The organism is Pseudoduganella sp. R-43 (genome assembly GCF_049913255.1).
Lineage (GTDB): Bacteria > Pseudomonadota > Gammaproteobacteria > Burkholderiales > Burkholderiaceae_D > Rugamonas.
Genome location: NZ_CP183988.1, coordinates 5,266,326 through 5,290,132 on the forward strand (window position 1 = coordinate 5,266,326; position 23,807 = coordinate 5,290,132).

Annotated in this window: 20 protein-coding genes; 7 read left to right on the forward strand and 13 right to left on the reverse strand. The window is 63.3% G+C overall.

Annotation, left to right across the window (positions count from 1 at the left end; translation table 11 throughout):
- Positions 1-11: 11 nt before the first annotated feature.
- The 6 genes from ACN9M3_RS23965 to ACN9M3_RS23990 all read left to right on the forward strand — a co-directional run bounded on the left by ACN9M3_RS23965 (position 12) and on the right by ACN9M3_RS23990 (position 4,120).
- On the forward strand, positions 12-479 hold the full coding sequence (locus ACN9M3_RS23965; protein ID WP_426163423.1) for a universal stress protein: 468 nt from the start codon (positions 12-14) through the stop codon (positions 477-479).
- A gap of 76 nt (positions 480-555) precedes the next feature.
- A complete protein-coding gene (locus ACN9M3_RS23970) occupies positions 556-1,200 on the forward strand; it encodes a response regulator transcription factor (protein ID WP_130310986.1) in 645 nt (214 codons plus the stop codon).
- A gap of 136 nt (positions 1,201-1,336) precedes the next feature.
- The gene (locus ACN9M3_RS23975) at positions 1,337-2,149 is read left to right on the forward strand and encodes a Crp/Fnr family transcriptional regulator (RefSeq protein ID WP_426163427.1); all 813 of its coding nucleotides are present in this window, start codon (positions 1,337-1,339) and stop codon (positions 2,147-2,149) included.
- 129 nt (positions 2,150-2,278) lie between these two features.
- Entirely contained in the window at positions 2,279-2,473 is a 195-nt protein-coding gene (gene hemP / locus ACN9M3_RS23980; protein ID WP_426163429.1) for a hemin uptake protein HemP, read from the forward strand.
- 73 nt (positions 2,474-2,546) lie between these two features.
- Positions 2,547-2,876, forward strand: coding sequence for a hypothetical protein (locus ACN9M3_RS23985; RefSeq protein ID WP_426163432.1), 330 nt, complete (start codon positions 2,547-2,549; stop codon positions 2,874-2,876).
- Positions 2,877-2,884: 8 nt separating this feature from the next.
- A complete protein-coding gene (locus tag ACN9M3_RS23990; protein ID WP_426318828.1) occupies positions 2,885-4,120 on the forward strand; it encodes a DUF2325 domain-containing protein in 1,236 nt (411 codons plus the stop codon).
- Between the two features lie 139 nt (positions 4,121-4,259).
- Here ACN9M3_RS23990 and ACN9M3_RS23995 read toward each other — a convergent pair whose 3' ends face one another.
- From ACN9M3_RS23995 to ACN9M3_RS24025, 7 genes are all read right to left on the reverse strand, one after another.
- Entirely contained in the window at positions 4,260-7,028 is a 2,769-nt protein-coding gene (locus ACN9M3_RS23995) for a TonB-dependent receptor (RefSeq protein WP_426163438.1), read from the reverse strand.
- A gap of 391 nt (positions 7,029-7,419) precedes the next feature.
- Complete coding sequence (locus ACN9M3_RS24000) at positions 7,420-10,167, reverse strand: TonB-dependent receptor domain-containing protein (protein WP_426163440.1); 2,748 nt, start codon at positions 10,165-10,167, stop codon at positions 7,420-7,422.
- A gap of 208 nt (positions 10,168-10,375) precedes the next feature.
- Positions 10,376-11,743, reverse strand: coding sequence for a sulfite reductase subunit alpha (locus ACN9M3_RS24005; protein ID WP_426318829.1), 1,368 nt, complete (start codon positions 11,741-11,743; stop codon positions 10,376-10,378).
- Complete coding sequence (locus tag ACN9M3_RS24010; RefSeq protein ID WP_426318830.1) at positions 11,740-12,780, reverse strand: FAD:protein FMN transferase; 1,041 nt, start codon at positions 12,778-12,780, stop codon at positions 11,740-11,742. The genes ACN9M3_RS24005 and ACN9M3_RS24010 overlap by 4 nt, the downstream gene beginning before the upstream one ends.
- Positions 12,781-12,784: 4 nt before the next feature.
- Complete coding sequence (locus tag ACN9M3_RS24015) at positions 12,785-13,612, reverse strand: DUF4198 domain-containing protein (RefSeq protein ID WP_426318831.1); 828 nt, start codon at positions 13,610-13,612, stop codon at positions 12,785-12,787.
- 9 nt (positions 13,613-13,621) lie between these two features.
- Entirely contained in the window at positions 13,622-14,137 is a 516-nt protein-coding gene (locus tag ACN9M3_RS24020; protein WP_426318832.1) for a DUF2271 domain-containing protein, read from the reverse strand.
- Positions 14,138-14,147: 10 nt separating this feature from the next.
- Entirely contained in the window at positions 14,148-14,783 is a 636-nt protein-coding gene (locus ACN9M3_RS24025; RefSeq protein WP_426318833.1) for a PepSY-associated TM helix domain-containing protein, read from the reverse strand.
- Between the two features lie 170 nt (positions 14,784-14,953).
- Between ACN9M3_RS24025 and ACN9M3_RS24030 the strand changes: the two genes are divergently transcribed.
- On the forward strand, positions 14,954-17,212 hold the full coding sequence (locus ACN9M3_RS24030) for a catecholate siderophore receptor Fiu (RefSeq protein WP_426318834.1): 2,259 nt from the start codon (positions 14,954-14,956) through the stop codon (positions 17,210-17,212).
- Between the two features lie 45 nt (positions 17,213-17,257).
- On the opposite strand, the gene ACN9M3_RS24035 is transcribed toward ACN9M3_RS24030, so the two are convergent.
- The 6 genes from ACN9M3_RS24035 to ACN9M3_RS24060 all read right to left on the reverse strand — a co-directional run bounded on the left by ACN9M3_RS24035 (position 17,258) and on the right by ACN9M3_RS24060 (position 23,806).
- Positions 17,258-17,494 carry a hypothetical protein gene (locus ACN9M3_RS24035; RefSeq protein WP_426163456.1) on the reverse strand — a complete coding sequence of 79 codons (237 nt, stop codon included), beginning with the start codon at positions 17,492-17,494 and terminating at the stop codon, positions 17,258-17,260.
- A 25-nt stretch (positions 17,495-17,519) separates the two neighbouring features.
- On the reverse strand, positions 17,520-17,864 hold the full coding sequence (locus ACN9M3_RS24040) for a KGG domain-containing protein (RefSeq protein ID WP_426163458.1): 345 nt from the start codon (positions 17,862-17,864) through the stop codon (positions 17,520-17,522).
- A 129-nt stretch (positions 17,865-17,993) separates the two neighbouring features.
- The gene (gene pdeM, locus ACN9M3_RS24045) at positions 17,994-18,650 is read right to left on the reverse strand and encodes a ligase-associated DNA damage response endonuclease PdeM (RefSeq protein ID WP_426163460.1); all 657 of its coding nucleotides are present in this window, start codon (positions 18,648-18,650) and stop codon (positions 17,994-17,996) included.
- On the reverse strand, positions 18,647-21,106 hold the full coding sequence (locus ACN9M3_RS24050; protein WP_426318835.1) for a ligase-associated DNA damage response DEXH box helicase: 2,460 nt from the start codon (positions 21,104-21,106) through the stop codon (positions 18,647-18,649). The genes pdeM and ACN9M3_RS24050 overlap by 4 nt, the downstream gene beginning before the upstream one ends.
- A gap of 68 nt (positions 21,107-21,174) precedes the next feature.
- Positions 21,175-22,809 carry an ATP-dependent DNA ligase gene (locus ACN9M3_RS24055; RefSeq protein ID WP_426318836.1) on the reverse strand — a complete coding sequence of 545 codons (1,635 nt, stop codon included), beginning with the start codon at positions 22,807-22,809 and terminating at the stop codon, positions 21,175-21,177.
- A complete protein-coding gene (locus ACN9M3_RS24060) occupies positions 22,802-23,806 on the reverse strand; it encodes a ligase-associated DNA damage response exonuclease (RefSeq protein ID WP_426318837.1) in 1,005 nt (334 codons plus the stop codon). The genes ACN9M3_RS24055 and ACN9M3_RS24060 overlap by 8 nt, the downstream gene beginning before the upstream one ends.
- Position 23,807 lies beyond the last annotated feature (1 nt).

Consider the following 23,807-nt stretch of genomic DNA (forward strand, 5'->3'; position numbering starts at 1 on the left):
GAGGCTGAGATATGTATCGGAAAATCCTGATTACGACGGACGGCTCGGCCGTTTCCAGCAAGACCGCTTGCGCCGGGGTCGAATTTGCCCAGCAGCTCGGGGCGGAAGTGCTGGCCCTGTTCGTGGCACCGGAATACCAGTACCCGATTTACGTGGAGATCATCCCGCCCAGCTATCCGAGCGAGGAAGAGTACCGGGCGGCAATGCAGCGCGCCGGCAATGAGCATGTTCAGTCTATCCTCGAGTCTTGCGCGAAAAAAGGCGTGCGGGCGGAAGGCATGACAGCTTTTGCCGAAAGTGCTGCACTGAAGATCGTGGACGTGGCCAACCAGTGCGGCTGCGACCTGATCTTCATCGGTTCGCATGGCCGCAGCGGCTGGGGTCACCTGCTGCTGGGTAGCGTGACCAACAAGGTGCTGTCCCATACCAAGATCCCGGTGCTGGTGCACCGCCTGATCAAGGACCCGCGCCCGGCCTGAACGGCCAGGCGTTACGACGCGCTCCAGCCTGCCGGGCTGGGGCGTGAAGACCAGTATTGATAACTATTGAGGAACCATGATTCGAATTGTCATTGCCGACGACCACACCATCATGCGCGAAGGGCTCAAGCGCATTCTTGACGGGGCACCCGACATCGACATCGTAGGCGAAGCCATCGACGGCTTCGAAGTCCTCACCCACATCCGCCAGGGCGGCTTCGACCTGCTGCTGCTCGACCTGTCCATGCCAGGGCGCAGCGGCGTTGACCTGATCCGCCAGATCCGCAGCGAATCGCCCAAGCTTGCCATCCTCATCCTCACCATGCACGAGGAAGAGCAGTACGCGGTGCGCGCCATCCGCGCCGGCGCCCAGGGCTACCTGACCAAGGAAAGCGCCGGCACCCAGCTGGTGGGCGCCATCCGCAAGGTTGCCTCTGGCCGGCCCTATATCTCCACCGAAGTGGCCGAGCAACTGGCGCTGAATATCATGCAGCCAGCCGAAACCCTGCTGCACAAACAGCTTTCCGACCGCGAGTTCGAGGTGTTTTCGCTACTGGTGTCGGGAAAATCCATCACTGAAATCGCCAACGGCCTGCATTTGAGCGTCAAGACCGTGAGCACCCACAAGACCCGCATCATGCAGAAGATGGGCATGGCTTCGCTCTCAGAAATGGTTCAGTACGCAGTGGCGCACAAGCTGCTGACCCCGTTCAAGGCATGATTGACAAGGTTGATTTTAGGATAATTCCTACATCGCCCCACTACCCTCCTACGGGTATATTCAGCAACGACTGATATTTTTCCCACATTCACGTTGGCATACTGAAACCATTCCGTTTGGGAACCAGGAGATCAGCATGCTCTCAACGCAACCCGTGTCCCATGAGGCCGGCCGTCAGCGGCAAGGCCGTTTGTGGTCCAACCTGAAAGAAGTGTGCGAACTGCTGCACTTGCCGCCGGTATCGCTCAATTCTGAAGAGCTGCTGTTCCAGCATGTGCAGTTCAAGACCGGCCAGCGCGTGCATACGATTGGCCAGCCGTTCGACATGCTGTACGTGGTGAATTCCGGCTTCATGAAAACGGTGCTGATTGACGAGTTCGGCAACGAGCAGGTGCTGGCCTTCCCGATGAAGGGCGACCTGATGGGCGTAGACGGCATCCACAGCAAGACTTACGCCTCGGAGGCGGTGGCGCTGTCGGACTGCGACCTGATCCTGCTGCCGTTCAAGAAGCTGACCACGCTGGGCCGCACCCACGTGGAGTTGGAGAATTTGATGTACGGCGTGATGAGCCGCGAACTGGTGCGCGAGCAAGCCATGATCGGCATGCTGGGCGCCCTGAGCGCGGAGGCGCGGGTGGCGCGCTTCCTGGTCACGCTATCGGAAAAGTTTTCGCAGATGGGTTATTCGAGCAAGCTGTTCAACCTGCGCATGACGCGCCATGAGATCGGCAGCTACCTCGGATTGACGCTGGAAACGGTCAGCCGCACACTGTCAGCCTTCAACGAGATCGGGCTGATCAGCGTGGACCAGCGCACCATCGGCATCAAGGATGTCGACGCCCTGAAATCGCTGCGTCGCCTGCCGCCATCGCGCACGCGCAGCAAGCTGCCGTCGCGCGCCAAAGCCGCCGCCAGCGAAGCTGCCGTGCCGCTGCTGGCGACTTTGTAAAGAGTACTACTCACCCAGCTTTGGCCCGCTTCGGCGGGCCTCTTTTTTTCTTCAATAATTTATTTGACAAGCTTTGCCGACCTGAGCATAATGCAAATGCGAATCATTCTTATCTGAGGAAAAATAACAATGTCTACTGCCACTATCGACGCCCCCAAACCCAAGGCTGCTGTCGCCCCTGCCGCGCAGCAGCCGACCCAGCCCCTGCGCCGCTACACCACCGCCGGCCTGATGGAAGATCAGCGCGAAATCGAAATTGAACATGCCGGCCGCATCTACCGTCTTCGCATCACGCAGTTGAACAAGCTGATCCTGACTGCCTGAAGCTTACCCTCCCCAATCGCCAGCCAGCCGTCACACGCGGCAGCCAGCCACCCCTGAAACTTTGGAGTGAATCATGGCTATCGACCGCAACGACCCGATCTTCACGCACAGCGCCGCTGCCCGGCAGCCGGAACTGATGCTGTCCGCCGTGCTGCACCTGATGTCCCACTATACGGCCAACGCCGCCGACAATGGCGGCTGCGTCAAGCTGGCATCGGTCATCGAGCGCCACCTGAAAGCGCTGGCGGCGCTGCCGGACCTCTCGCCCGTGCTGCGCGCCACCTGCCAGCAACTGTGCGAACAGTGGGGCGCCGTGGTCGAACATGCCCGTCCTCCGCAGGAACGCGCCAATTTCCTGGCGCGCCTGATCGGCCGCCCCCGCCCTGCCCCGCTGGCGGCCTGAGGGCCATCATGTGCGACAAGCACGACACTCCAGCCGCCAAGGCCGCGGCGGCCGAACCGGCGCGCCGCCGCCGCATCTGGGACCTGCCCCACACCTGCTACTGCCCCCTGGTCGGCGTCGGCCTGCCGCTTGGCGTGCTGCGCAAGATCGTCACCAAGGCAGTCGGCGGCAAGGTGCTGGCCGACGACTATGAAGTCCACGTTGGCGCCGTCAGCGAATGCAGCAACCGCAACCGCCTGTCCGAAGCCGTGCAGAAGGAATTGGAACGCCGCTATGCAGTGGTGATCCAGCGCTTCCGCCACGCCCGCGACACAGCGGCCCTGGAAGCGTTGTGGGAAGCTGCGGTCGCCAGCGGCGACGTGCCGGGCCCGTTCTGGGCCGGCCTGAGCCACCCGCACTGCACGCTCGAACTGCAGGAACGCATGTGCCGCGACCTGCACATGATCCAGCACCAGGCCGGCGCCGCCACGCGCGCCGACATCAGCCGCCTGCAGGCGCTTGAACAATCGAATGCCGCGCTGGAGCGCGAACTGGCACGCCAGCAGCAGCGCAGCGCCACCTGGCAAGCCGAGCGCCACTCCGAACAGGAAGCCCATGCAGCCGCCATGATGCAGCTGCGCGCGCAACTGGTAGGCCGCGACAGCGTGCTCGCCTCGCTGCGCCAGCAACTGGAAGAGCTGCACGCCACCGTACCCGGCCTCGCCACGCGCGAACGCCTGGCGCGCCAACTGGCCGACACCGAGCAACGCGTGCATGACTTGCGCGCCGAAGCCGCCGCCGCCCGCGCCGAAGCCAGCGCCCTGGAACGCCAGCTCAGCGAAGCACGCGCCGCCTTGGCCGCAGCCGCGGCGCAATCATCGCCCGCCATGCCGGCAGCCGCCACCGCCGCAACGGGCGGGCCGGCTGTCCGTGCGGGCACCACCTCGCAACGCATCACGCTGCACGGACTGCTGGCCGAGCGCGTGCTGTGCGTAGGCGGCCGCGCCGGCAGTGTGGCCGGCTACCGCAGCGTGATCGAAGAAGCCGGCGCCGAATTCCTGCACCACGACGGCGGCCTCGAAGACAACGTCGCCCGCCTCGAGACCAGCATGGCGGCAGCCGACCTGGTGATCTGCCAGACCGCCTGCATCAGCCACAGCGCCTACTGGCGCGTGAAAGACTTCTGCAAGCGGCACCAGAAGCGCTGCATCTTCGTCGACAACCCCAGCGTCACTACCCTCCAGCGCGCGCTAGAACCACAATAAAAGTCGGGGTCAGGTCTGGCAATCCGCCATTCCGCTGCGCGGAATGGCGGATTGCCAGACCTGACCCCGACTTTCAAAAAGAAACGCCCCGGCGCTTGCGCGCACGGGGCGTTTTGCTACTTGCTACTGAGGGCGGCGATTAGAAGGTGTAATTGCCGGTCAGGTAGAAGGTGCGGCCCATTGGGTCGGCGTAGCGTGGGTCGAAGCCAACCTGGTGGCCCGAGGAGTTACGCAGGGACAGCGGTGGGTTGCGGTCGGCCAGGTTCTTGATGCCGGCGCGCAGCGCCAGTTGCTTGTTGACAGCCCACTTGCCTTGCCAGTCGAAGGTCAGGTGCGATGGCACGTGGATGCGCACATCTTCGGAGGCGTTGGTACCCAGGTTCCACACAGTGGTCTTGGCATCGGTGTAGCCGTTGCGGTAGTTGGCGATGATCGAGTTGCTGAACGCGCCGGTTTCCAGGGTGTTGGTCCAACGTACAACGTGGCGGAACGACACGGCATTGTTGATGCCGAAGAAGTTCATGCTGTTGGTCCACTGATCGTCAGTGCCTGGCTTGGTGTAGTCAGACTTGATCAGGTAGGTGCCTGCCAGGGTCGACGAGAAGCGACCGAAACCGAAGTTGTGGCGGCCGGTCATGTCCCAGTCGATACCCTGGTTGTGGGTCTTGCCGATGTTGATCGACAGGCGCTGGAAGGCGTAGGACGTCTTGCCGCTTGCCACTTCGGTGAAGGTGGTGAACAGCTGCGGGTAGTCCGCGCCACCGTTGGCAAATGCCAGTTGCTCGGATACCGACGATACGGCGTCGCGAATCTTCACGTCCCACAGGTCGGCGCCGGCGGAGAACCAGTTTGCCGGCTCGACGCGGAAACCAACGGTGAACTGCTTCGACTTCTCAGGCTTCAGGTTCACGTTGCCACCCGACATAACCGGGTATTGCTCCAGGGCGCCAGATTTGCACAGGCTGCTGTTGCCTTGCACGTTCGGGCAAGCATACTTGGACGCGGTCACGCCTGCCGGCACCAGCGGCTGGCCGATGTTCAGCATGTCAGGTGCCTTGAAGCCGGTACCGTAGGAAGCGCGCACCACGGTGATGGAGTTCGGCTGCCAACGGGTGCTCAGCTTGTAGGTTACAGCCGATTCCTTCTTGCCCATCTCGGTGCCGGTTACGCCATTGTCGATCGCGGTGTAGGCGTCGTAACGCACGGCGCCGGTCACTTCAAAGGACTTCACCACTGGCACCAGCAACTCGGTGAACAGACCGTAGGTCTTGCGGGTCATGTCGTAAGTCGCAGGGCTGCTCAGGTTGTAGATCAGGCCATTCTTGGCAGCATCGCTCGGGGTTTGCTCGTAGTGGTAGCGACGCAGGTCACCGCCCAGTGCGATCGAGCTGGAGCCGCCGCCCAGGCCCAGGTCGAACAGCTCGCGCGATGCGCGGCCATCGATGCCGGTCATGGTGGTCGATGCATTGCGGATCGCGCCGCGGTAGGTCGAACCATCGATCAGCGCGCGGGTAGCGTCGCTTACCGGGCCCAGCGGTGCGAACGGATCGAGGGAACCGTTGGCCATCATGCTGCGGAACTCTTTGTTCAGTTGGTAGCCGCCAACATAGCGCTCTTCGTACTTGTTGCGCGACCAGGTCAGGCCACTGCTGAAGTTCCAGGCGCCGATGTCGCCTTCCAGGCCGGTCACAAAGTGCTGGGTGTCGGTCACGGTCTGGCTATCGCGGGTGCCCCAGTCGAAGCTGCGGTAGGTCGCGTTCACTGGCGAGACGCCCGGCTTGGTCACCGCCAGGTTGGCTTGCTGGGCTGGGGTCAGGAAAGGCTGTACGTAGTTGGTGTAGAACGCCGAACTGACTGGCACCGAAATCGGCATGGCGTTAGGCGCGATACGTGCGGTCAGGTCGAAGCGGCCAATGACGGTTTCAGCGAACAGGTTGACGTTGTCGGTCAGCTTGAAGGTGGCGTTACCGAAGAAGGTGTCGCGCTTGCTTTGCGGGACGATTTCAACGGTCGAACCGGAGTCGAAGCCGCAAGTCTGCTGGTTGGTCGGCACCACCACGTTCATTGGTGCGCACTTGCCGTTCTTCAGCAGGTATGGGTTGAAGGTGGTGCTGGTCTTGTCGTTGAAGTCGACGGTGACGTTGCCCGGCACAGCGGAGCTGCTGGTGCGGTCCATGACGTAGCTGTTGCCGTTGTAGTTGAACGGAACGAACGAGGTCTTGGCGAATTCACGCTCGGTTGCGCGCAGCTGGGTGCGCTCGTCGTGGCGGTAGGTACCCATCAGGGCCAGGCGGCCACCCAGCAGGTCGTTGCTGCCGAAAGTGATCGCGGCATCAGTCTGGCGACCGGAGCTGCTTTCGAACGGCTGGGAGAAGTTGGCTTCCAGGTTTACGCCATTGAAGTTCTTCTTCATGATGAAGTTGATCACGCCGGCGATCGCGTCGGAACCGTACAGTGCGGAGGCGCCGTCGGTCAGGATCTCAACGCGCTCGATCGCGCTCATCGGGATGGCGTTCAGGTTGACGGTCGAGCCATCATTTTGCGGAGCAATGCGGCGACCGTTCAGCAGGACCAGGGTGTAGCTCTCGCCGATATCGTGGATGGACGCGGAGACGCGGCCACCGGAGTTGGAGCCGGCAGCAGTTGCTTCAATGGAGAAGCCCTGCATTGCTGGCAGGGCCTGGATCAGTTCGGCGACGGTGTTGGCGCCGGTCTTCTTGATCGTTTCGGCGGACAGGCGCTGCACTGGCAGTGCGCCTTCGACGGCGATACGCTTGATCGCGGAACCGGTGATTTCAACGCGCTGCATTGGCGCTTCTTGCGCGGCGGCGTGGCCGGCAGCAATCAGGGCCAGGGCGGACATTGCCAGGCGCACGGAACGCACACCGACTTTTTCTTGGAAAGCCATTCTCTACTCCTTCGGGTTTCTAAAAACGTTCGAATGAGCAAAGTTTCTTTTTTGCATTTTGCTCACCGACCGCGGATTATGGGGGGAGCAAACAAGCAATTTCATGCCGGAGTATTACATTTCTAAAAGTTAAAGGGAAAATTCGCAAGATGGCGAAAGTATCGGAATTAAATTTGCCAAAAAACTGTGCAAATGTAGTTTTAACACAACAACACTAGAATCTTATTCAATCCAAATGGATTTCTATCAACCAGAACTTGCAACATCCGAGAAAGGTGTGCTTGTAATGAATTGTACTGATACTTAATTGAAATGTATTTATACTTGACTGAAAGAAAAAAACGCCCCGACGCTGACGCGCGCGGGGCGTTTTTGCAACTGCCTGGCTGACTTAGAAGGTATAGCCGCCGGTCAGGTAGAAAGTACGGCCCAGCGGATCGGCGTAGCGTGGGTCGAAGCCAACTTGGTGGCCGGACGAAGCGCGCAGCGAGAACGGTGGGTTGCGGTCGGCGATGTTCTTGATGCCGGCGCGCAGCAGCACGTTGCTGTTGACCTTCCACTTGCCCTGCCAGTCGAAGGTCAGGTGGGACGGTACGTGCACGCGGAAAGTTTCCAGCTGGTTGGTGGCAACGTTGCGGCTGGTCGCTTCGGCGTCAGTGTAGCCGTTGCGGTAGTTGGCCACCAGCGAGTTGGAGAACGCGCCGGTATCGAGGGTGGTCGACAGGCGGACGATGTGGCGGAACGACACGGCATCGTTGACGCCAAAGTAGTTCATGCTGTTCACCCAGTCGTTGTCCGTACCTGGCTTGGTGTAGTCGGACTTGATCAGGTAGGTGCCGTTCAGGGTGGTGGTCAGCTTGCCGAACGAGAAGTTGTGGCGATAAGTGGTGTCCCAGTCGATACCCTGGTTGTGGGTCTTGCCGATGTTGATCGACAGGGTCTTCTTGGCCCAGTAGGTCTGGCCGTTGCCCGGATCGACGAAAGTGGTGAACAGTTCGCGGTACTTGACCGGATCGCCGAAGATCAGCGCTTCCGACACGCTCGACACGGCGTCGCGGATCTTCACATCCCACAGGTCAGCCTGCACCGAGAAGTTGCTGGTCGGTTCGAAACGGAAGCCGATGGTGAACTGCTTGGACTTCTCTGGCTTCAGGTTTTCGTTACCGCCGGACAGCACGTTGTACTGGCGCTTGCCCACCTGGCAGTAGTCCGCATTCTCGGCCTTCAGATTGGCAGGGCAGTCCCACGAGTTGGAGGTGAAGCCGGCCGACACCAGCGGCTGGCCGATATCGAGCATGGAAGGAGCCTTGAAGCCGGTGCCATAGGAACCGCGCATCAGGAACGATGGCGTAGGCTGCCAGCGCGCCGACACCTTGTAAGTGGTGGACGATTCCTTTTTGCCCATGTCGCGGTTAGCCAGGTTGTTCTTGACTGCTTCGAAGGTATCGTAGCGTGCGGCGCCGTTCACCTCGAGGCCCTTGATCACTGGCACGTTAACTTCGCCGAATACGCCGTAGTTGTTACGCTCCATGTCGTAGGCTGGCGATGCGCTGAAGCCGAAGATGTCCGAGCTGGTGGCGTGCGGGGTCTGCTGGTAGTGGTAGTTGCGGTAGTCGCCGCCCAGTGCAATCTGCGCGGCGCCCGCTGGCAACTGGAACAGTTCGTGCGAAGCTTTCGCATCGATGCCCTTCAGGGTGGTCGAGGCATCGCGGATCGAACCGTTGAACACCGAGTTGGAGATCAGCTGCTTGGTCGCATCGGATTGGCCGCCAATGCCCAGGAACGGGTCGAACTGGTTCTTGGCCAGCATGTCGCGGAATTCGGTGTTCTTGACGTAGCCGCCAACATAGCGCTCATCGATAGCGTTCCGGGACCAGGTCAGGCCGGTGCCGAAGCCCCAGGAACCGATTTCGCCTTCAGCGCCGAGCACCAGGTTCTTGGACGTGGTGATGGTTTCGCTGTCGCGGGTGCCCCAGTCGTAGGTACGGTAGCTGGCGGTCACGCTCTTGATATCGGTATCTTGCGCAGCGGTGATATATGGACGTACGTAGGTGTTGTACAGCGGCGAGCCCTTGGCGATCGAGACCGAAGCGGTGTTCGGCGCGATGCGCGCGGTCAGGTCCAGGCGCGAGTATGCCGCTTCCACGAATACATTGATCTTGTCGGTGGCTTTCACGGTAGCCTTGCCGAAGAAGCTGTCGCGGCTGTTTTCAGGCACGATCTCGATGGTTTGCACGAAATCGAAGCCGCAGTTCTGCACCAGGGCGGTATTGCTCAACGAGAGCTGGTTCATGGCGGCGCACTGGCCGTTTTTCTTCTGGTACGGGTTAAAGCCGATTGGCGCGGCGCCGGACTTGAAGGTGGCCGACACGTTGGCAGGGATGGCTGCCGGGCTGGTGCGGTCGTAGATATAGCTGTTGCCATTCCAGTTGAACGGCACGTAGGCGGTGTCGGCGAAATCGCGGTCCAGCGCGCGCACCTGCTTGGTTTCGTCCTTGCGGTAGGTCAGCAGCACATTGTAGCGGTCCGAATCCAGGTCGCCCATGCCGTAGGTCAGGTTGAAATTGCTGGTGCGGCCTGCGCTCGATTGGGTGGGCTGGCTGTGGGTGGCTTCGATATTGAAGCCCTGGTAGTTCTTCTTCAGGTTGAAGTTGATGACGCCGGCAATCGCGTCGGAGCCGTACAGGGCGGACGCGCCGTCAGTCAGGATGTCGACGCTCTCAACCGCGCTCATTGGGATGGCGTTCAGGTTGATGGTCGAGCCGGAACCTTGCGGGGCAATACGGCGGCCGTTCAGCAGTACCAGGGTGTAGCTGGCGCCAATATCGTGGATCGAAGCGGTCACGTTGCCGCCGGAATTGGTGCCTGCTGCGATGGCGGCAACCTGGAAGCCCTGCATGGCGGGCAGTGCCTGGATCAGGTCGGCGACGTTGGCCGCGCCGGATTTGGCGATCTGCTCGGCGTTCAGGCGCTGTACTGGCAGCGAGCCTTCCGCATTGATACGCTTGATGGCGGAACCGGTGATCTCAACGCGCTGGATTGGCGTTTCCTGCGCAATGGCAGCGCCAGCGGCAAACACGGCCAGGGCCGACAAGGCCAGGCGTACCGAGCGCACGCCAATTTTCTCCTGGAAAAACATTCCCTACTCCCCTTTTGTTTATGGATGAACAGACTTCACTTTGAAAGTCGGCTCGGGAATTATGAGAGCTAAGCTGTTACCAAGAATTCATACTTGTTACAAGTTTGAAATATTGAGAGAAAATTTGAAGCACCGATCGATCGTCCGAATTTAATTCGACAAAATCAAAGCCCTTCGTTGTTTGGACGCGACAGTAAAAAATTATTAATTAATAGACATCACGCCGATAGCGGCCGGAACTTGCCATTTGAACCACAACTGTTTCCGTTAATATCTCGCGCAGGGCACGATCCACGCCGGCCGCCATGCCTTCCAGGCTACCGCACACGTAGATTGCCGCGCCCTCGTCCACCCAGGCGCGCACGGTGGCGGCGTGCCTCAGCAGCAGGTCCTGCACGTACTCCTTGCCAAGCGGGCCGCGCGACCAGGCCAGGTCCAGGCGCGGCAGCATGCCTTCACGTTGCCAGGCGTCCAGTTCATCGTGGTAGAAGGCGTCATGCGCCGGGTCGCGTTCGCCAAACAGCAGCCAGTTGCGCGACTGGCCGGCCGCGGCACGCGCCTTCAGGTGGCCCCGCAGTCCGGCGATGCCGCTGCCATTGCCGATCAGGATCAGCGGGCGCGCGGCATTTGCCTCGAGCCGGAAACGGCGGTGCTCGCGCAGGCGCAGGCGCACCATGGCGCCCGCCTCGGCCTGCTGCGTCAGCCAGCCCGAGGCCAGGCCGTGGCTGCCATCGCCATGGCGGTGCAGGCGCACCAGCAGGTGCACCCTGCCATCGGGCGGGATAGAGGCGATCGAATATTCGCGCGGGCGATCGGGATCGGCTGGCGCCGCGACCTGCACCAGGTCGCCCGATTGCCAGGCCGGCAGCGGCTGGCCTGGCATCGGCTCCAGTTCAAGGTGGTAGATCGGCGCACCGGCGCTGCCAGGATTGAGCTGGCGCCGCTCGGCCAGGCGCCATTCCGCGAAATCGGGCGCATCCCAGTCCGGCGCATCGCTGGTGCCTGCCAGGTGGCTCAATTGCTGGCGCCAGGCCGCGATGGCGGGCGCGGCGCTGCGGTCGACTTCGATGCGCGGGAACAGCGCTTGCGCGCCGCGTTCCGCCAGCCAGGCGTCGAGCGCGCGGCCGAAGCCGCAAAAGCTGCCATAGGCGCTGTCGCCCAGCGCCAGCACGGCGTAATGCATGCGCCCCAGCTGGTGGTCGCTGCGCGCCATCAGGCGCTGTGCAAAGCGCGCTGCGGCGTCGGGCGGATCGCCTTCGCCGTAGGTCGACGCCAGGAACAGCACGCGTTCGGCCGCCTGCAGCGTCGCCGCGTCGAGTTCGTCGAAGTCGCACAACTGGTTCGCAATGCCGGCCACGCGCAGGGTTTCGCTAGTCTGGCGCGCCAGCAGCTCGGCATTGCCGGTCTGGCTGGCGTAGGCCACCAGCCAGGGCGAGTCGCCCGCCGCCGCGCGCGCAGCCTGCGTAGCAGCGCGGGCGCGCCGCGCGCGCACCCAGGGCAGCAGGCATACCAGGCCATAGCCGGCAATCATGGCGGCTGTCAGGCCGAGGCGGGTCGGGTCGTTCGTCAGGATCATTCTTCTTCAAGCATTTTCTGGAAGCGGCTGCTGAGGATTTCGCGCAGCCCCTTCCCTTCGCGCAGCAGGAAGCGCGCGGCCAGGCCCTTGCGTTCTGCCAGTGCCAGCCCTTGTTCAGGGCCAAGCACCGTCAGCGCGGTGGACCAGGCATCGGCGGCCATCGCGCTTTCGTGCACCACCGTGACCGAAGCCAGCGCATTGGAGATCGGCATGCCGTTGCGCGGATCGATGGTATGCGGTCGCCGCTCGGCATCCTGCATGAAGTACTTGCGGTAGTCGCCGGAGGTGGCGACGGCCAGCCCATGCAGCGCGACGGCGATTTCACCCGCGCGGCCGGCGCCTGGCGCCGGCGGTTCTTCCAGCGCTACCCACCAGGGCTGGCCATCGGGCTTGAAGCCGGCGCCGCGCAGCTCGCCGCCGACTTCAACCAGATAGTGGCGGCAGCCCTGGGCTTCGAGGTATTGCGCCAGCCTGTCCACGCCGAAGCCCTTGGCCACTGCCGACAAATCAAGCTGAACCCCGCCGGGCTGGAAGGCGCGCTTGCGCGCGGCATCCAGTTCCACCGTGCGACCCGCCATGCCGGCGCGCACGGTCGCCACATCGCGTGCAGTGGGCGGCACGAAACCGGCTTCGTCATGGCGGCCGGTCGGGCCGAAGCCCCACAGGTTCACCAGCAGGCCGGCGCAGGGATCGCAGGCGCCCCCGGTCGCGCGCGCGACCTCGAGCGCGTATTTCAGGACTTCGAGAAAGCCGGCTGGCAGCACATGCCAGGTACAGGCGCCGGCGCGGTTGAAGCGGCCCAGGTCGGAGGCCGGCTCCCAATGGCTCATCTCGCGCACCACCTGGTCCAACTGCTCCTGCAAGCCAGCCTGCAGGCCGGCGGCCCGCAGCGGCACGCCGGCGGCCATGGCGCCAGGCGTCAGCGCTACCCGCGCCGACCAGGTGGTGCCCATGCTGGCGCCGCCGAAATCGACGATGCCCGCCCCCGCCGGCGCTGGCTCGGCGGAGATAGTGGGCGGCAGCAATACCCGGCGCACCTGCTTACTGCGGCAGTACTTCCACCGTCGCCGCGTAAGTCACGCGGCGCGGCGGCATCTGGCGCGGGCCCGGCTGCTGGCCGGCTTGCGGCGCGGCGGCTGCAGGCCAGCTGCTGGACACCAGGTACATGCCCGCTTCCGGAATCTTGAAGCTGATCTCGCCCTTGGCATCGGTCGCCATGCGGATCTCGCCCAGCGTGCCGCGATAGCGCACGCCACCCGGAATCAGGCTGAAGGCCTGGTTGGCCGCCGGCCTGCCGTCCAGCAGGAAGCGCCAGGTGGCCTGCTCGCCCGCGCGCATATCGTTCGGGTGCGTCACCGGCACCAGCTCCAGGCCAACGCCGCTCGGCTTGAACACCGCTTCATCGGTCTTGTTGGCGCTGACGAAGGTCTCCAGCCGGCTGGCTGTGCGCGACACATTGAGTTCTTCCGCATTGGCCGGCACGTTGGCCGCCAATTCCGCCTCGGAACCGCGCCAGCGCTTCATTTCGCCATTGACCTTCCAGCTCGCCATGACCGACTGGCTCACCAGCGCGATCTTGTAAGTGCCCGGCTTGGCCATCTTCACATCGAAGGTGGAACGCAGGCGGCCGGTCAGCGCGTTCAGCATCTCAACCTTGGCGCCATCAGGGCCGGTAATCGAAATGCCGTCGAGCTTCAGCGGCTGGTGGTCGATGTCGAACAGGCCTTCGGAAATCGCGGCGTCCACGGTCACCCAAGGCTCCTTGGAATCAACCAGGGAAGACGAAGGCAGCAGCCACGGCTTGTGCGCCTGTGCACTGAAAGCAGCGCCGGCCAGTGTCAGCGCGATCAGGGTTTTGCTCAGCTTCATGTCGGCTCCTTATGGTTTGACTTGCACGGTCACGTCGCCCAGTTCTTCCTTGCCCTTGGCGGAGAAGGACTGCGCCGACTTGGGCGGCCATGCCACCGGCACTTTCACCAGCTCGCGGCCGCCCGCTTCGCGCGCAGCTTCCACCACCAGCTGGTAATTGCCAGCCGGGAGCTTGTTCAACGCATCTTTCGCGACCGGGAAGCTCAGCGAAACTTCGCCCGGTGCGCGGGTGGCGCCGCTCACGCCATCCATCGGCATTTCGATGTCGCGGCCCGCCTTGCGCCACCACTGGCGCATATCCTTCAGCCACTTGGTACCGGCATTGTCCTTCTTCTTCACGTCGTACAGCACGGCCAGGTTGGCCACGACCTTCTGGTCCGCGTTCTCCAGCCAGGCCGCCACATATGGACGGTGGTATTCAGCGACGTTCAGTTGCGGGAGTTCGAATTTCAGCGTCAGGTCGGCCGCCATCGCGGACGCGCTCACCAGCGGCAAGCCGACGGCGATGGAATAGCGAAGTTTCATACAGAGGTCCTTAATGAATGTAGAGCAAAGCGATAACACAGGGAATAACGACACCCAAGCCCACCATCGGCCAGGTGAACGGCCGCTTGGCCGCGTGGAATTTCAGGATCAGCAAACCGGTAATGCAGAACACCAGGCAGGCCGCCGCAAAGATGTCGATGAACCAGTTCCAGGCCGCACCCGTGTTGCGGCCCTTGTGGACGTCGTTCAACCACGAAATCCAGCCGCGGTCCGTGTTCTCGAATTCCGCAGCGCCATCCTCCAGGCCGATGCGCACCCAGGCATCGCCGCCCGCCTTCGGCATCGGCAGGTACACCTCGTCGGCCGACCATTCGGCCTCGCGCCCGCCGGCCTTGATCGACCACGTTTCGCGCAGCCAGCGCTCGCCCGCTTCCGGCAACGGCGCTTTTTCGCCGTCGTGCTTTTCGGCGAAGGCATGCAGTTCGCCGACCAGGGAGTCTGGCGCCGTGGCCTGCTTGCGCACCACAGACGGCTTGGCCTCGATCTGGCTGGCGTGATTCAGGGTGATGCCGGTGATCGCAAACAGGAACATGCCGAGCAGGCACATGGCCGAACTGACCCAATGCCATTCGTGCAGGAGTTTGAGCCAAACTGCGCGCTTGGCCTGGATTTCTGGACTGCCCAAGTTGTTACTTTCCATAAGTGAATACCGGATGATAATGCACCGGGCTTGCCAATGCAATTGAGAATCGTTATCATTTACATTGCTTTACATACCCGCTATCGCCAGCCACCTCCAGTTTGACGGATGCAGCCAGCCGCCAAACATCAACTGCATCAAATCTGGAGAGAATTTTGACCATCCGTAGCCGCAAGCACACGCTGGCCGCCCAGCCGCTGCTGAACCAATCCCTGCTCGCCATGGCCGCCATCGGCCTGCCCCTGTCCGTCCAGGCCCAGGCACAAGAAAAGACCATGGCCGAAGTCAAGGTCGAAGCCGCCGCCGACGTCGCCTACAAGGCCGACCGCGCGTCTTCGCCAAAACTGACTGCCCCGCTGGTGGACACCCCGCAAACCATTACCGTCATCAAGAAGGAATTGCTGCAGGAGCAAGGCGCTGCGTCCGTAATGGAAGCCCTCCAGAACACGCCGGGCATCACCCTGCAACTGGGCGAAAACGGCAACACCAGTGCCGGCGATACCTTCCAGATGCGCGGCTTCTCGGCCCAGTCCTCGATCTTCGTCGACGGCATCCGCGACCTGGGCGCCGTCTCGCGCGACGCCTTTAACCTGGAACAGGTGGAAGTGGTGAAGGGCCCGGCCGGCGCCGACATCGGCCGCGGTGCGGCCGCCGGCTATATCAACCTGGTCTCCAAGACGCCGGTACGCGAGGATGCCGTTTCCGGCACCGTCGCCTTCACCCAGGGCGGCGTCAAGCGCCTGACCGCCGACGTGCAGCGCGCCTTCGGCAGCAGCGGCGCCTTCCGCCTGAACCTGATGGGTTCCGACGGCTCGCAAAAAGGCAGCCGCGCACTGGACCGTGAAAGCCACGGCATCGCGCCTTCCGTCGCCTGGGGCCTGGGCACGCCAACCCGCCTCTACCTGTACTCGCAGCACATCCGCCAGGACAACGTACCTGACGGCGCGATCCCGAGCGTGGGCATGGCCGGCTTCTACAATGGCACCTATCCATGGCTGGCGAAAGCGCAGCGCGTCGACCGCAACAACTGGTACGGCCTGGACGGCGACTATGAGGACGTGAAGGCCGACATGGTGACCGCCAAAATCGAACACGACCTGGCGCCGAAGACCAAGCTGACCAACACCACCCGCTATGGCAAGTCCAAAATGGACCGCATCCTGAGCGGTGTGAACGCCATTACGGCGCTGGATGCGGCCAACCCGGCCAGCTGGACCGTCGCACGCACGCGCCAGAGCGTGCTGCAGGAAAACCGTATCCTGGCCAACACCACCAACATCGTGTCGGAGTTCGATGCCTTCGGCGTGCAGCACACCATCTCGACCGGTCTCGAGTTGCTGAACGAAGAACAGTTCACCCCGACCCGCGTCGGCCTCGGCACCGCCAGCGCTGCCAACCTGTACAACCCGAACCCGAAAGATCCGCTGACCGGCTTCGCTCCTTATCTGAACGGCGCCTTCAGCAAAGGCGAAACCACCACCGTCGGCGCCTACCTGTTCGACACCATCAAGCTGAACGAACAATGGCTGGTGAACGCAGGCCTGCGCTACGAGCGCTACGACACGGAGACCAATAGCGCCACCGTGACCGCGCCAAGCACCGTGCCCGTCGCCGCCCACCTGGAGAAGTCCGGCAACCTGAGCAGCTACAAGACCGGCCTGGTCTACAAGCCAACGGCCGATGGCAGCATCTACCTGGCCTATGCCAACTCGAAGACCCCGCCGGGCAGCGCCAACCTCTCGCTGGCGGCCCAGGGCACCAGCGCCAACATCAACAGCGCAGCCCTGAAGCCGCAAACCACCACCAACGTGGAACTGGGCACCAAATGGGACGTGATCCAGAAGCAGCTGGCCCTGACCGCCGCCCTGTACCGCACCACCAACAAGGATGAAATCCCGGTCAAGATCGATGAAGTGACCAACACCTGGGGCCAGTTGGGCAAGCGCCAGGTGCAAGGCGTGGAGCTGGGCGCCGTTGGCCAGGTCACCAAGGCCTGGAGCGTGATCGCCGGCGTCGCCTTCATGGACACCGAGATCAAGGAAAGCAATACCGGCGCCAGCAACAATGGCCTGGGCGCGGCAACCCGCTGGTCGCCGAAAAAGACCGCTACCCTGTGGACCAACTACAAGCTGAACGACAAGCTGAGCTTGGGCGGCGGCGCGCGCTACACCGGTACCCAGTACCGCCTGGTCGATCCGACCGGCGACGCGGCCAAGACCAATATGCCGTCGATGCCGTCGTATACCGTGGTCGATGCCATGGCGGCCTACCAGCTGTCGAAGAACGTGTCGTTGCAGCTGAACGTGTACAACGTGTTCGACAAGTTCTACCTCTCCAGCCTGAACAATGGCGGCTCACGCTTCGTGATCGGTGCCCCGCGTATTGCCAAGGCGACCGCATCCTTCCAGTTCTAAGGATCGTGGCAAAAAGAAAGGCGGGCTCGCAGCCCGCCTTTTTATTCAAACGCCGGAACTTGCATCCGGCCCTGGCGCACCGCCTTCGGTGCCCAATCCACTGCCGCCCTGCCGCGAACCGCTTTCCGTAGCACTTTGCCGGTTACCCGGCAAAGGTCGGTCGGCGCGGCGGATCTGCCCCTCCGGAACCTCGGCGTTGGCTATTTCCGGATGCTCTGTATCGACCAGCACAAAGTTTTGCTGGTTCTCCGTGTCCTTACTGGGTTTGTCAGGCCTTCCCATGCTGGCCTCCTTACATCAATGAAACTTAGTACTTATCGCCACCCTGCTTGTTGCCCTGGTAGTCCTGCTGGTAGTCCTTGCTGAACTCTTGCTGGCCCTGGCTGGGTTGCTGCTCGGTACGGCTGGCGTTGCCACGCGAACCGCTCTGGCGGTTGCCATCGTTCTTGTGGCTCATGCTGCCGGCGCGGCGTGCTTCCTCGGAAGTGAATTCGTGTGCCGTGCCCTTCTGGTGGGCTGCGCGGCCGCCTTCGGAAGCAATTTCCCTCTGGCGTTGTGGGTCCATGGAGGCAAAGCCACGTGCACTTTGCTTGCTGCCGGAAGGACTGTCCTGCCGGTTGCCGCGTTTGTCGCCTGGATTGTTCGAAGCCATGATTCGTCCCCCTGCTTGGTTCGGTGGAAAAGACCCCCGCCCCTTACCGTAGGCGCGGGAGAACTCATGTTAGTGCAAGCACTGTACAGGTAATATAGGACGTTCAGCGCGACAAATGTAGGATATCGCCTACCTTTTTTCTATTGGGAAAACCGCATCATCGGCCACAACATACACCCTGTCCGTGGTTTCCGGAATCAAAGAGTGCCCGCCAGTAAAGGCGCCAAAGGCCGGCAAGATGGCGCGCGTAGTGCCAAGCAGAAAGCAAGGCAAGCGCAACGACTCGCGCGCGGTGCGTAGGTGAAACACGGGATGCACGTGGCCAGCAACGGCATAGCCTTCGCAAGCCACATCGGGATGGTGGCACAGGGCGAACGGGCCGCAGGCATACGGCTCGTCGGCCATCGTTACGTCGAGCAGCGTGGATGGATCGCCCGCGTGCCAGTCATGGTTGCCGCGCACCAGCAGCAGCGCCAGATCGCGATGCCGGCTGCGCCAATCTAGCATGGCCTGCAATGTTGCCGGCGCCTGCGCGGCCCTCGCGTGCAGGAAGTCGCCGAGAAAAATGATGCGTTGCGTGTCATGCGTCGTTAGCAAGGTTTCGAGCACGGCAAGGTTTTCGCTTGTCGTCCCGCGCGGCACCGGTACGCCCAGCGCGCGGAAGCTGGCCGCTTTGCCGAAATGGACGTCCGCCACCATCAAGGTTTTCGCAGCCGGCCAGTACAGTGCCTTTTGCGGCAACAGCAGCACGCGCTCGCCTGCCAGTTCGGTTGCGACGGAATTCATGGACCGGCGGCCTTTTCCAGCTCACGCAGCATGCGGGCGACGCGATCGGACAGCCTTTCGGTCGTCAGCTTCTCGCGGAAGCGTTCCACCATCAACGCGAAGCCGAACGGCGTGGCGCGGCGCACTTCATGGAAGCTGGGCCGGCGCCGCTGCAAGTCCTGCAGCGTGGCACGCAAGCGCCCCAGTTCAAGCTCTTGCTCGAGCACTTCGCGCTGGGCCTGCGTCAGCAGCAGGTTGTTGGCGTCGTGCTTGCGAAAGACTTCAAAGAACAAGGACGAAGAGGCCTGCAATTGGCGATTGCTTTTCGGCTGGCCCGGAAAGCCCTGGAAGATCAATCCGGCGATGCGCGCAATCTCGCGGAACCGCCGCTGCGACAACTCGCTGGCATTCAGGCTGGCCAACACATCTTCCAGCAAGTTCTCCGTCGTGAAGGCGCCGCCCTCGTCCAGTGCCTCGCGCCACGGCAGCGCCTCCGGCGCCAGCAATTCAAAACCGTAATCGTTGACGGCGATCGAAAACGTCGCGGGCCGCGCGCGGGCAATGCGATACGCCAGCAACGACGCCAGGCCGATGTGCACCGAGCGCCCGGCGAAGGGATAGACGAACAGATGGTGTCCCTCCCTGCTTTCCATCGCCTCGATCACGGTAGTATCCGGTGTTGGGAGCGCCGACCAGCGCTGCTGGATATCGAGCAGCGGCTTGATGGCCTGCATTTCCGGTCCCGCGTAGCAGCCCTCCGTGGCACGCCGCAACTGCTCTAGCGCGGCGTGCGCCAGCTCGGACGACAATGGCATCTTGCCGCCCTGCCAGCGCGGCACAGCGCCCTTGGCTCCCGTAGCGCGCCGCACGAAGGCCGTCATTTCATGCATGCGCACGAATTCGAGAATGCGGCCGCCGAACAGGAAGTGGTCGCCTTTGGCCAGGCGTGCAATGAAGCCTTCCTCCACGCTGCCAAGCGCGGAGCCGTTCATGTATTTCACCTGCACCGTCGCTTCCGAAACAATGGTGCCGATGCCCATCCGATGGCGGCGCGCGATGGCTGCATCGGGCACGCGGTAAATGCCCTCCTCGTCCGCCAGCACACGGCGGTATTCGGGATAGGCGGACAGGCTTTGCCCGCCGCGCGCCACGAAGTCCAGGGCCCATTGCCATTCCTCCTGGCTTAGCGCGCGATAAGACCATGCCGTTCGCACTTCGGCCAGCAGTTCCTCACTGCGGAAGCCGCCGCCCAGCGCCACCGTCACGAGGTGCTGGACCAGCACATCCAGCGGCTTTTCCGGCGGCGGCCGGGGTTCCACCCGGCGTTCGCGCACCGCCTCGATGGCGCCTGCAGCCTCCAGCAGTTCCAGGCTATGCGTCGGCACCAGCGTCGCGCGCGAAGTGCGGCCTGGCGCGTGCCCCGAGCGTCCGGCGCGCTGCAGCAGGCGCGCGATGCCTTTGGCGCTGCCGATCTGCAGTACCCGCTCCACCGGCAGGAAGTCGACGCCAAGGTCGAGGCTCGATGTACAGACCACGGCTTTGAGCTTGCCCTGTTTGAGACCCTGCTCTACCCATTCGCGCACTTCCTTGTCGAGCGAACCATGATGCAGGGCCAGGACGCCCGCCCACTCGGGTCTCGCATCGAGCAGGTTCTGGTACCAAAGTTCGGCCTGGGAGCGGGTGTTGCAGAACACCAGCGTGCTGGCGTGTTGCGCGATCTCGTTGGCGACCGGTTCCAGCATCTGCAAGCCCAGGTGGCCGGCCCAGGGAAAGCGCGATGGATGGTCGGGCACCAGGGTATCGACCAGAACCTCCTTGCGCAGGTGGTCTTCGACGATTGCCCCATGCGGCGCCAGCACGTCGCGCGCCTGCTGCAGGTTGCCAAGGGTGGCCGACAGGCCCCACACCACCAAGGCAGGCTGCCAGCTGCGCAACCGCGCCAGCGCAAGCTGGGCTTGCACGCCGCGCTTGTTGCCCATCAACTCATGCCATTCGTCGACCACCAGCATGTCCAGTTGCGCAAACAGTTCGCTCGCTTCCGGGCGGCTAAGCAGGACGCTGAGGCTTTCCGGCGTCGTGACCAGCGCATGCGGCAGGAGGCGCGCTTGCCTGGCTCGGGTTCCACTGTCGGTGTCGCCGGTGCGCGATTCGATTTGCCAGGCGGGCAACAAGTCGGCGGCGGAGGTCTGCAGCGCGCGCAGGGTGTCTGCCGCAAGCGCCCGCATCGGCGTGACCCAGAGCAGGCGCAAGCCGGGCTTGCGACTGGCCCTCGCGCGCTGCAAAGCCGCCAGCCAGACGGCCAGCGTCTTGCCGGAGCCGGTCGTGGCATGCAGCAGGCCGGACTCGCCGCGCCGTGCCGCATCCCATACCTCGCGCTGGAAAGGAAAGACCGACCAGCCGCGCGCTGCAAACCATTCCTCCACTATCTCGCGTGAAGGGCCTGCCGGTGAGCCGGAGGCAGGCAGCCGTGCGGGCATTGACGCCTCGCCGGGTGGCACTGGAGGCTGGTGGCGCGGCAAGGGCCGCGGACGGGGGAAGGCAGGACTCATGGCGGCGCCTGTGCCAGCAGGCCGCGCAAAGTGTCGAGCGTATCGGCATCCTCGACGGCCTTGTCGTCGCGCCGCCGCAGGATGCGCGGGAAACGCACCGCAATGCCAGACTTGTGGCGCGGCGACAACGCAATGCCTTCGAACCCGATCTCGAACACCATGGTCGGCCGCACGCTGCGCACCGGCCCGAAGCGCTCGACGGTCGTGCGGCGCACTGCGTTATCCACCTGCGCGATTTCGGCATCGGTCAGGCCGGAGTAGGCCTTGGCAAATGGCACCAGCTTGCGCTCGCCCTCCCCGTCGCTGTCCCATACCGCAAACGTATAGTCGGTGTACAGCGAAGCGCGCCGGCCATGTCCGGCCTGTGCATAGACCAGTACCGCATCAACGCTGAAAGGGTCGATCTTCCACTTCCACCAGGTGCCCACGTCCTTGGTGCGGCCGACGCCATACTGAGCATCCTTCGCTTTGAGCATCATGCCTTCCACGCCCCGTGCCCGCGATTCCGTGCGGACCTGCGCCAGTTGCCCCCAGTCCTCCGCCAGCACCAGCGGCGACAGGCGCAGCTGCGGCTGCGCTACCTGCGCCACCAGCTGCTCCAGCAAGGCGCGCCGCTCGTACTGCGGCAACTGGCGAACGTCGACGCCGTCGAGCTCCAGCAAATCATACGCCACAAGTACTGCCGGAAGTTCGGACAGCAGCTTCGCGCTGAGCAGCTTGCGACCGATGCGCTTCTGCAGCGCTGCGAAAGGCGCCGGCGCATCGCCTTGCGGCCAGACAAGGATTTCGCCATCGATCACCGTGCCCTGCGGCAGGTGCAGGGACGCCAGTTCAGGGAAGCGTTCAGTGATCAGGTCCTCGCCGCGCGACCACAGGAAATTCAGTCCTGCGCGTGACACAAGCTGCGTGCGCATGCCGTCGTATTTCCACTCGACCTGCCAGGCCGCCAGGTCGCCCAGCGTAGCGGGATCGGCCTGCAAGGCATGGGCCAGGAAAAATGGGTAGGGCTGCCCGCCGCGCTCCGCATGCTCGGTCGCGGACGGCGCCGCAATCAGCTGCAGGAAGCCTTGCGCCGTCGGCCGCACCCTGCCATCGGTCCAGCCCATGAGCCGCTGCGCCACCAGCTTGCTGTCCACCGCTGCAATGGCGCTGAGCGCACGGGTGACCAGCAGGCGCGACACGCCAACACGGAAACCGCCGCCGATCAGTTTCACCAGCAGGAACCGTTCGCGGGTCTCCAGTTCGTCCCAATAGCGGAACAGGGCGGCCCGCACCTCGTCCGGTGCAGCACCGCGCAAAGGCGCGATGCGCTGCTCGATCCACTCCGCCAGGCCGACGTCGCTCTCCAGGTTTGGCGCCGGCAGGATGTGGGCGATCGTCTCTGCCAGGTCGCCGACCGCGTTGTAGCACTCATCAAACAGCCATTCATCCAGTCCCGCATACTCCGTCGCATACTGGCGCAGCAACTTGACCGGGACCGCCTGCCGCGGCTTGCCGCCGGCCAGGAAATACACGGCCCACGCCGCATTCTCCGGTGCTGCCTTGCTGAAATAGGCTTGCAGCGCTTCCAGCTTGCGCTTGGTGGACGTGGTTTCATCCAGTTCCGCATACAGGCGGGCAAACTCACGCATCGCCCGCCTCCCCTGCCTCCTCGTCGCCGTATTCGGTATCGAAGCCCTTGGCGTCATAGCCGTTCTGGCACAGCCAGCGCACCATGACCGGAATCGAGCCATGCGTGACGATCACCCGTTGCGCCCCGGTGGCGCGAATGGCTTGCATCAAGCCCGGCCAGTCGGCATGGTCGGACAACACGAAACCGCGGTCTACCGCCCGTCGCCGGCGCGCGCCGCGCAATTGCATCCAGCCGCTGGCAAAGGCATCGCTGAAATCACCGAAGCGGCGTATCCACGGCGACCCGGCAGCCGATGGCGGCGCCAGTACGAGCGCCTGGCGCAGCGCTGCCTTGTCCACATCGCCCACCATCACCGTCGGCGGCAGCGCAACCCCGCCCTCCCGATATATCCGGTTCAAGGGCTCCACCGCTCCGTGGCAGACGATAGGACCAATCGAAGGATCGAGCCCGCTCAGGATGCGCTGCGCCTTGCCAAACGCGTAGCACAGCATGACGCTGCATCGCCCTTCTTGCGCATTGCGGCGCCACCAGGCATTCATGTCGTCGAAAATCGCCTGCTGCGCCTGCCAGCGGTAGATTGGCAGGCCGAAAGTGGACTCCGTGATGAAGCAGTGGCAGCGCACCGGTTCGAAGGCCGCACAGGTGACATCTGGCTCCACCTTGTAGTCGCCCGAGGCAACCCATACCTCGCCCCGGTATTCCATGCGCACTTGCGCCGAGCCGAGCACATGCCCGGCCGGGTGCAGCGAGATGCGCACGCCAAGGTGCTCCAGCGCCTCGCCATATTCGAGACCCTGGACGTTTACCTGGCCCAGGCGAGCGCGCAAGATGCCGATGCCCGGCGCGGCGCACAGGTAGTGCGCGTGACCGGGACGTGCATGGTCGCCATGGCCATGCGTGATCACGGCGCGTTCCACAGGGCGCCAGGGGTCGATATAGAAGCCGCCCGGCACGCAATACAGCCCCTCTTTGCGCACGACTACCATGTCGGCCATC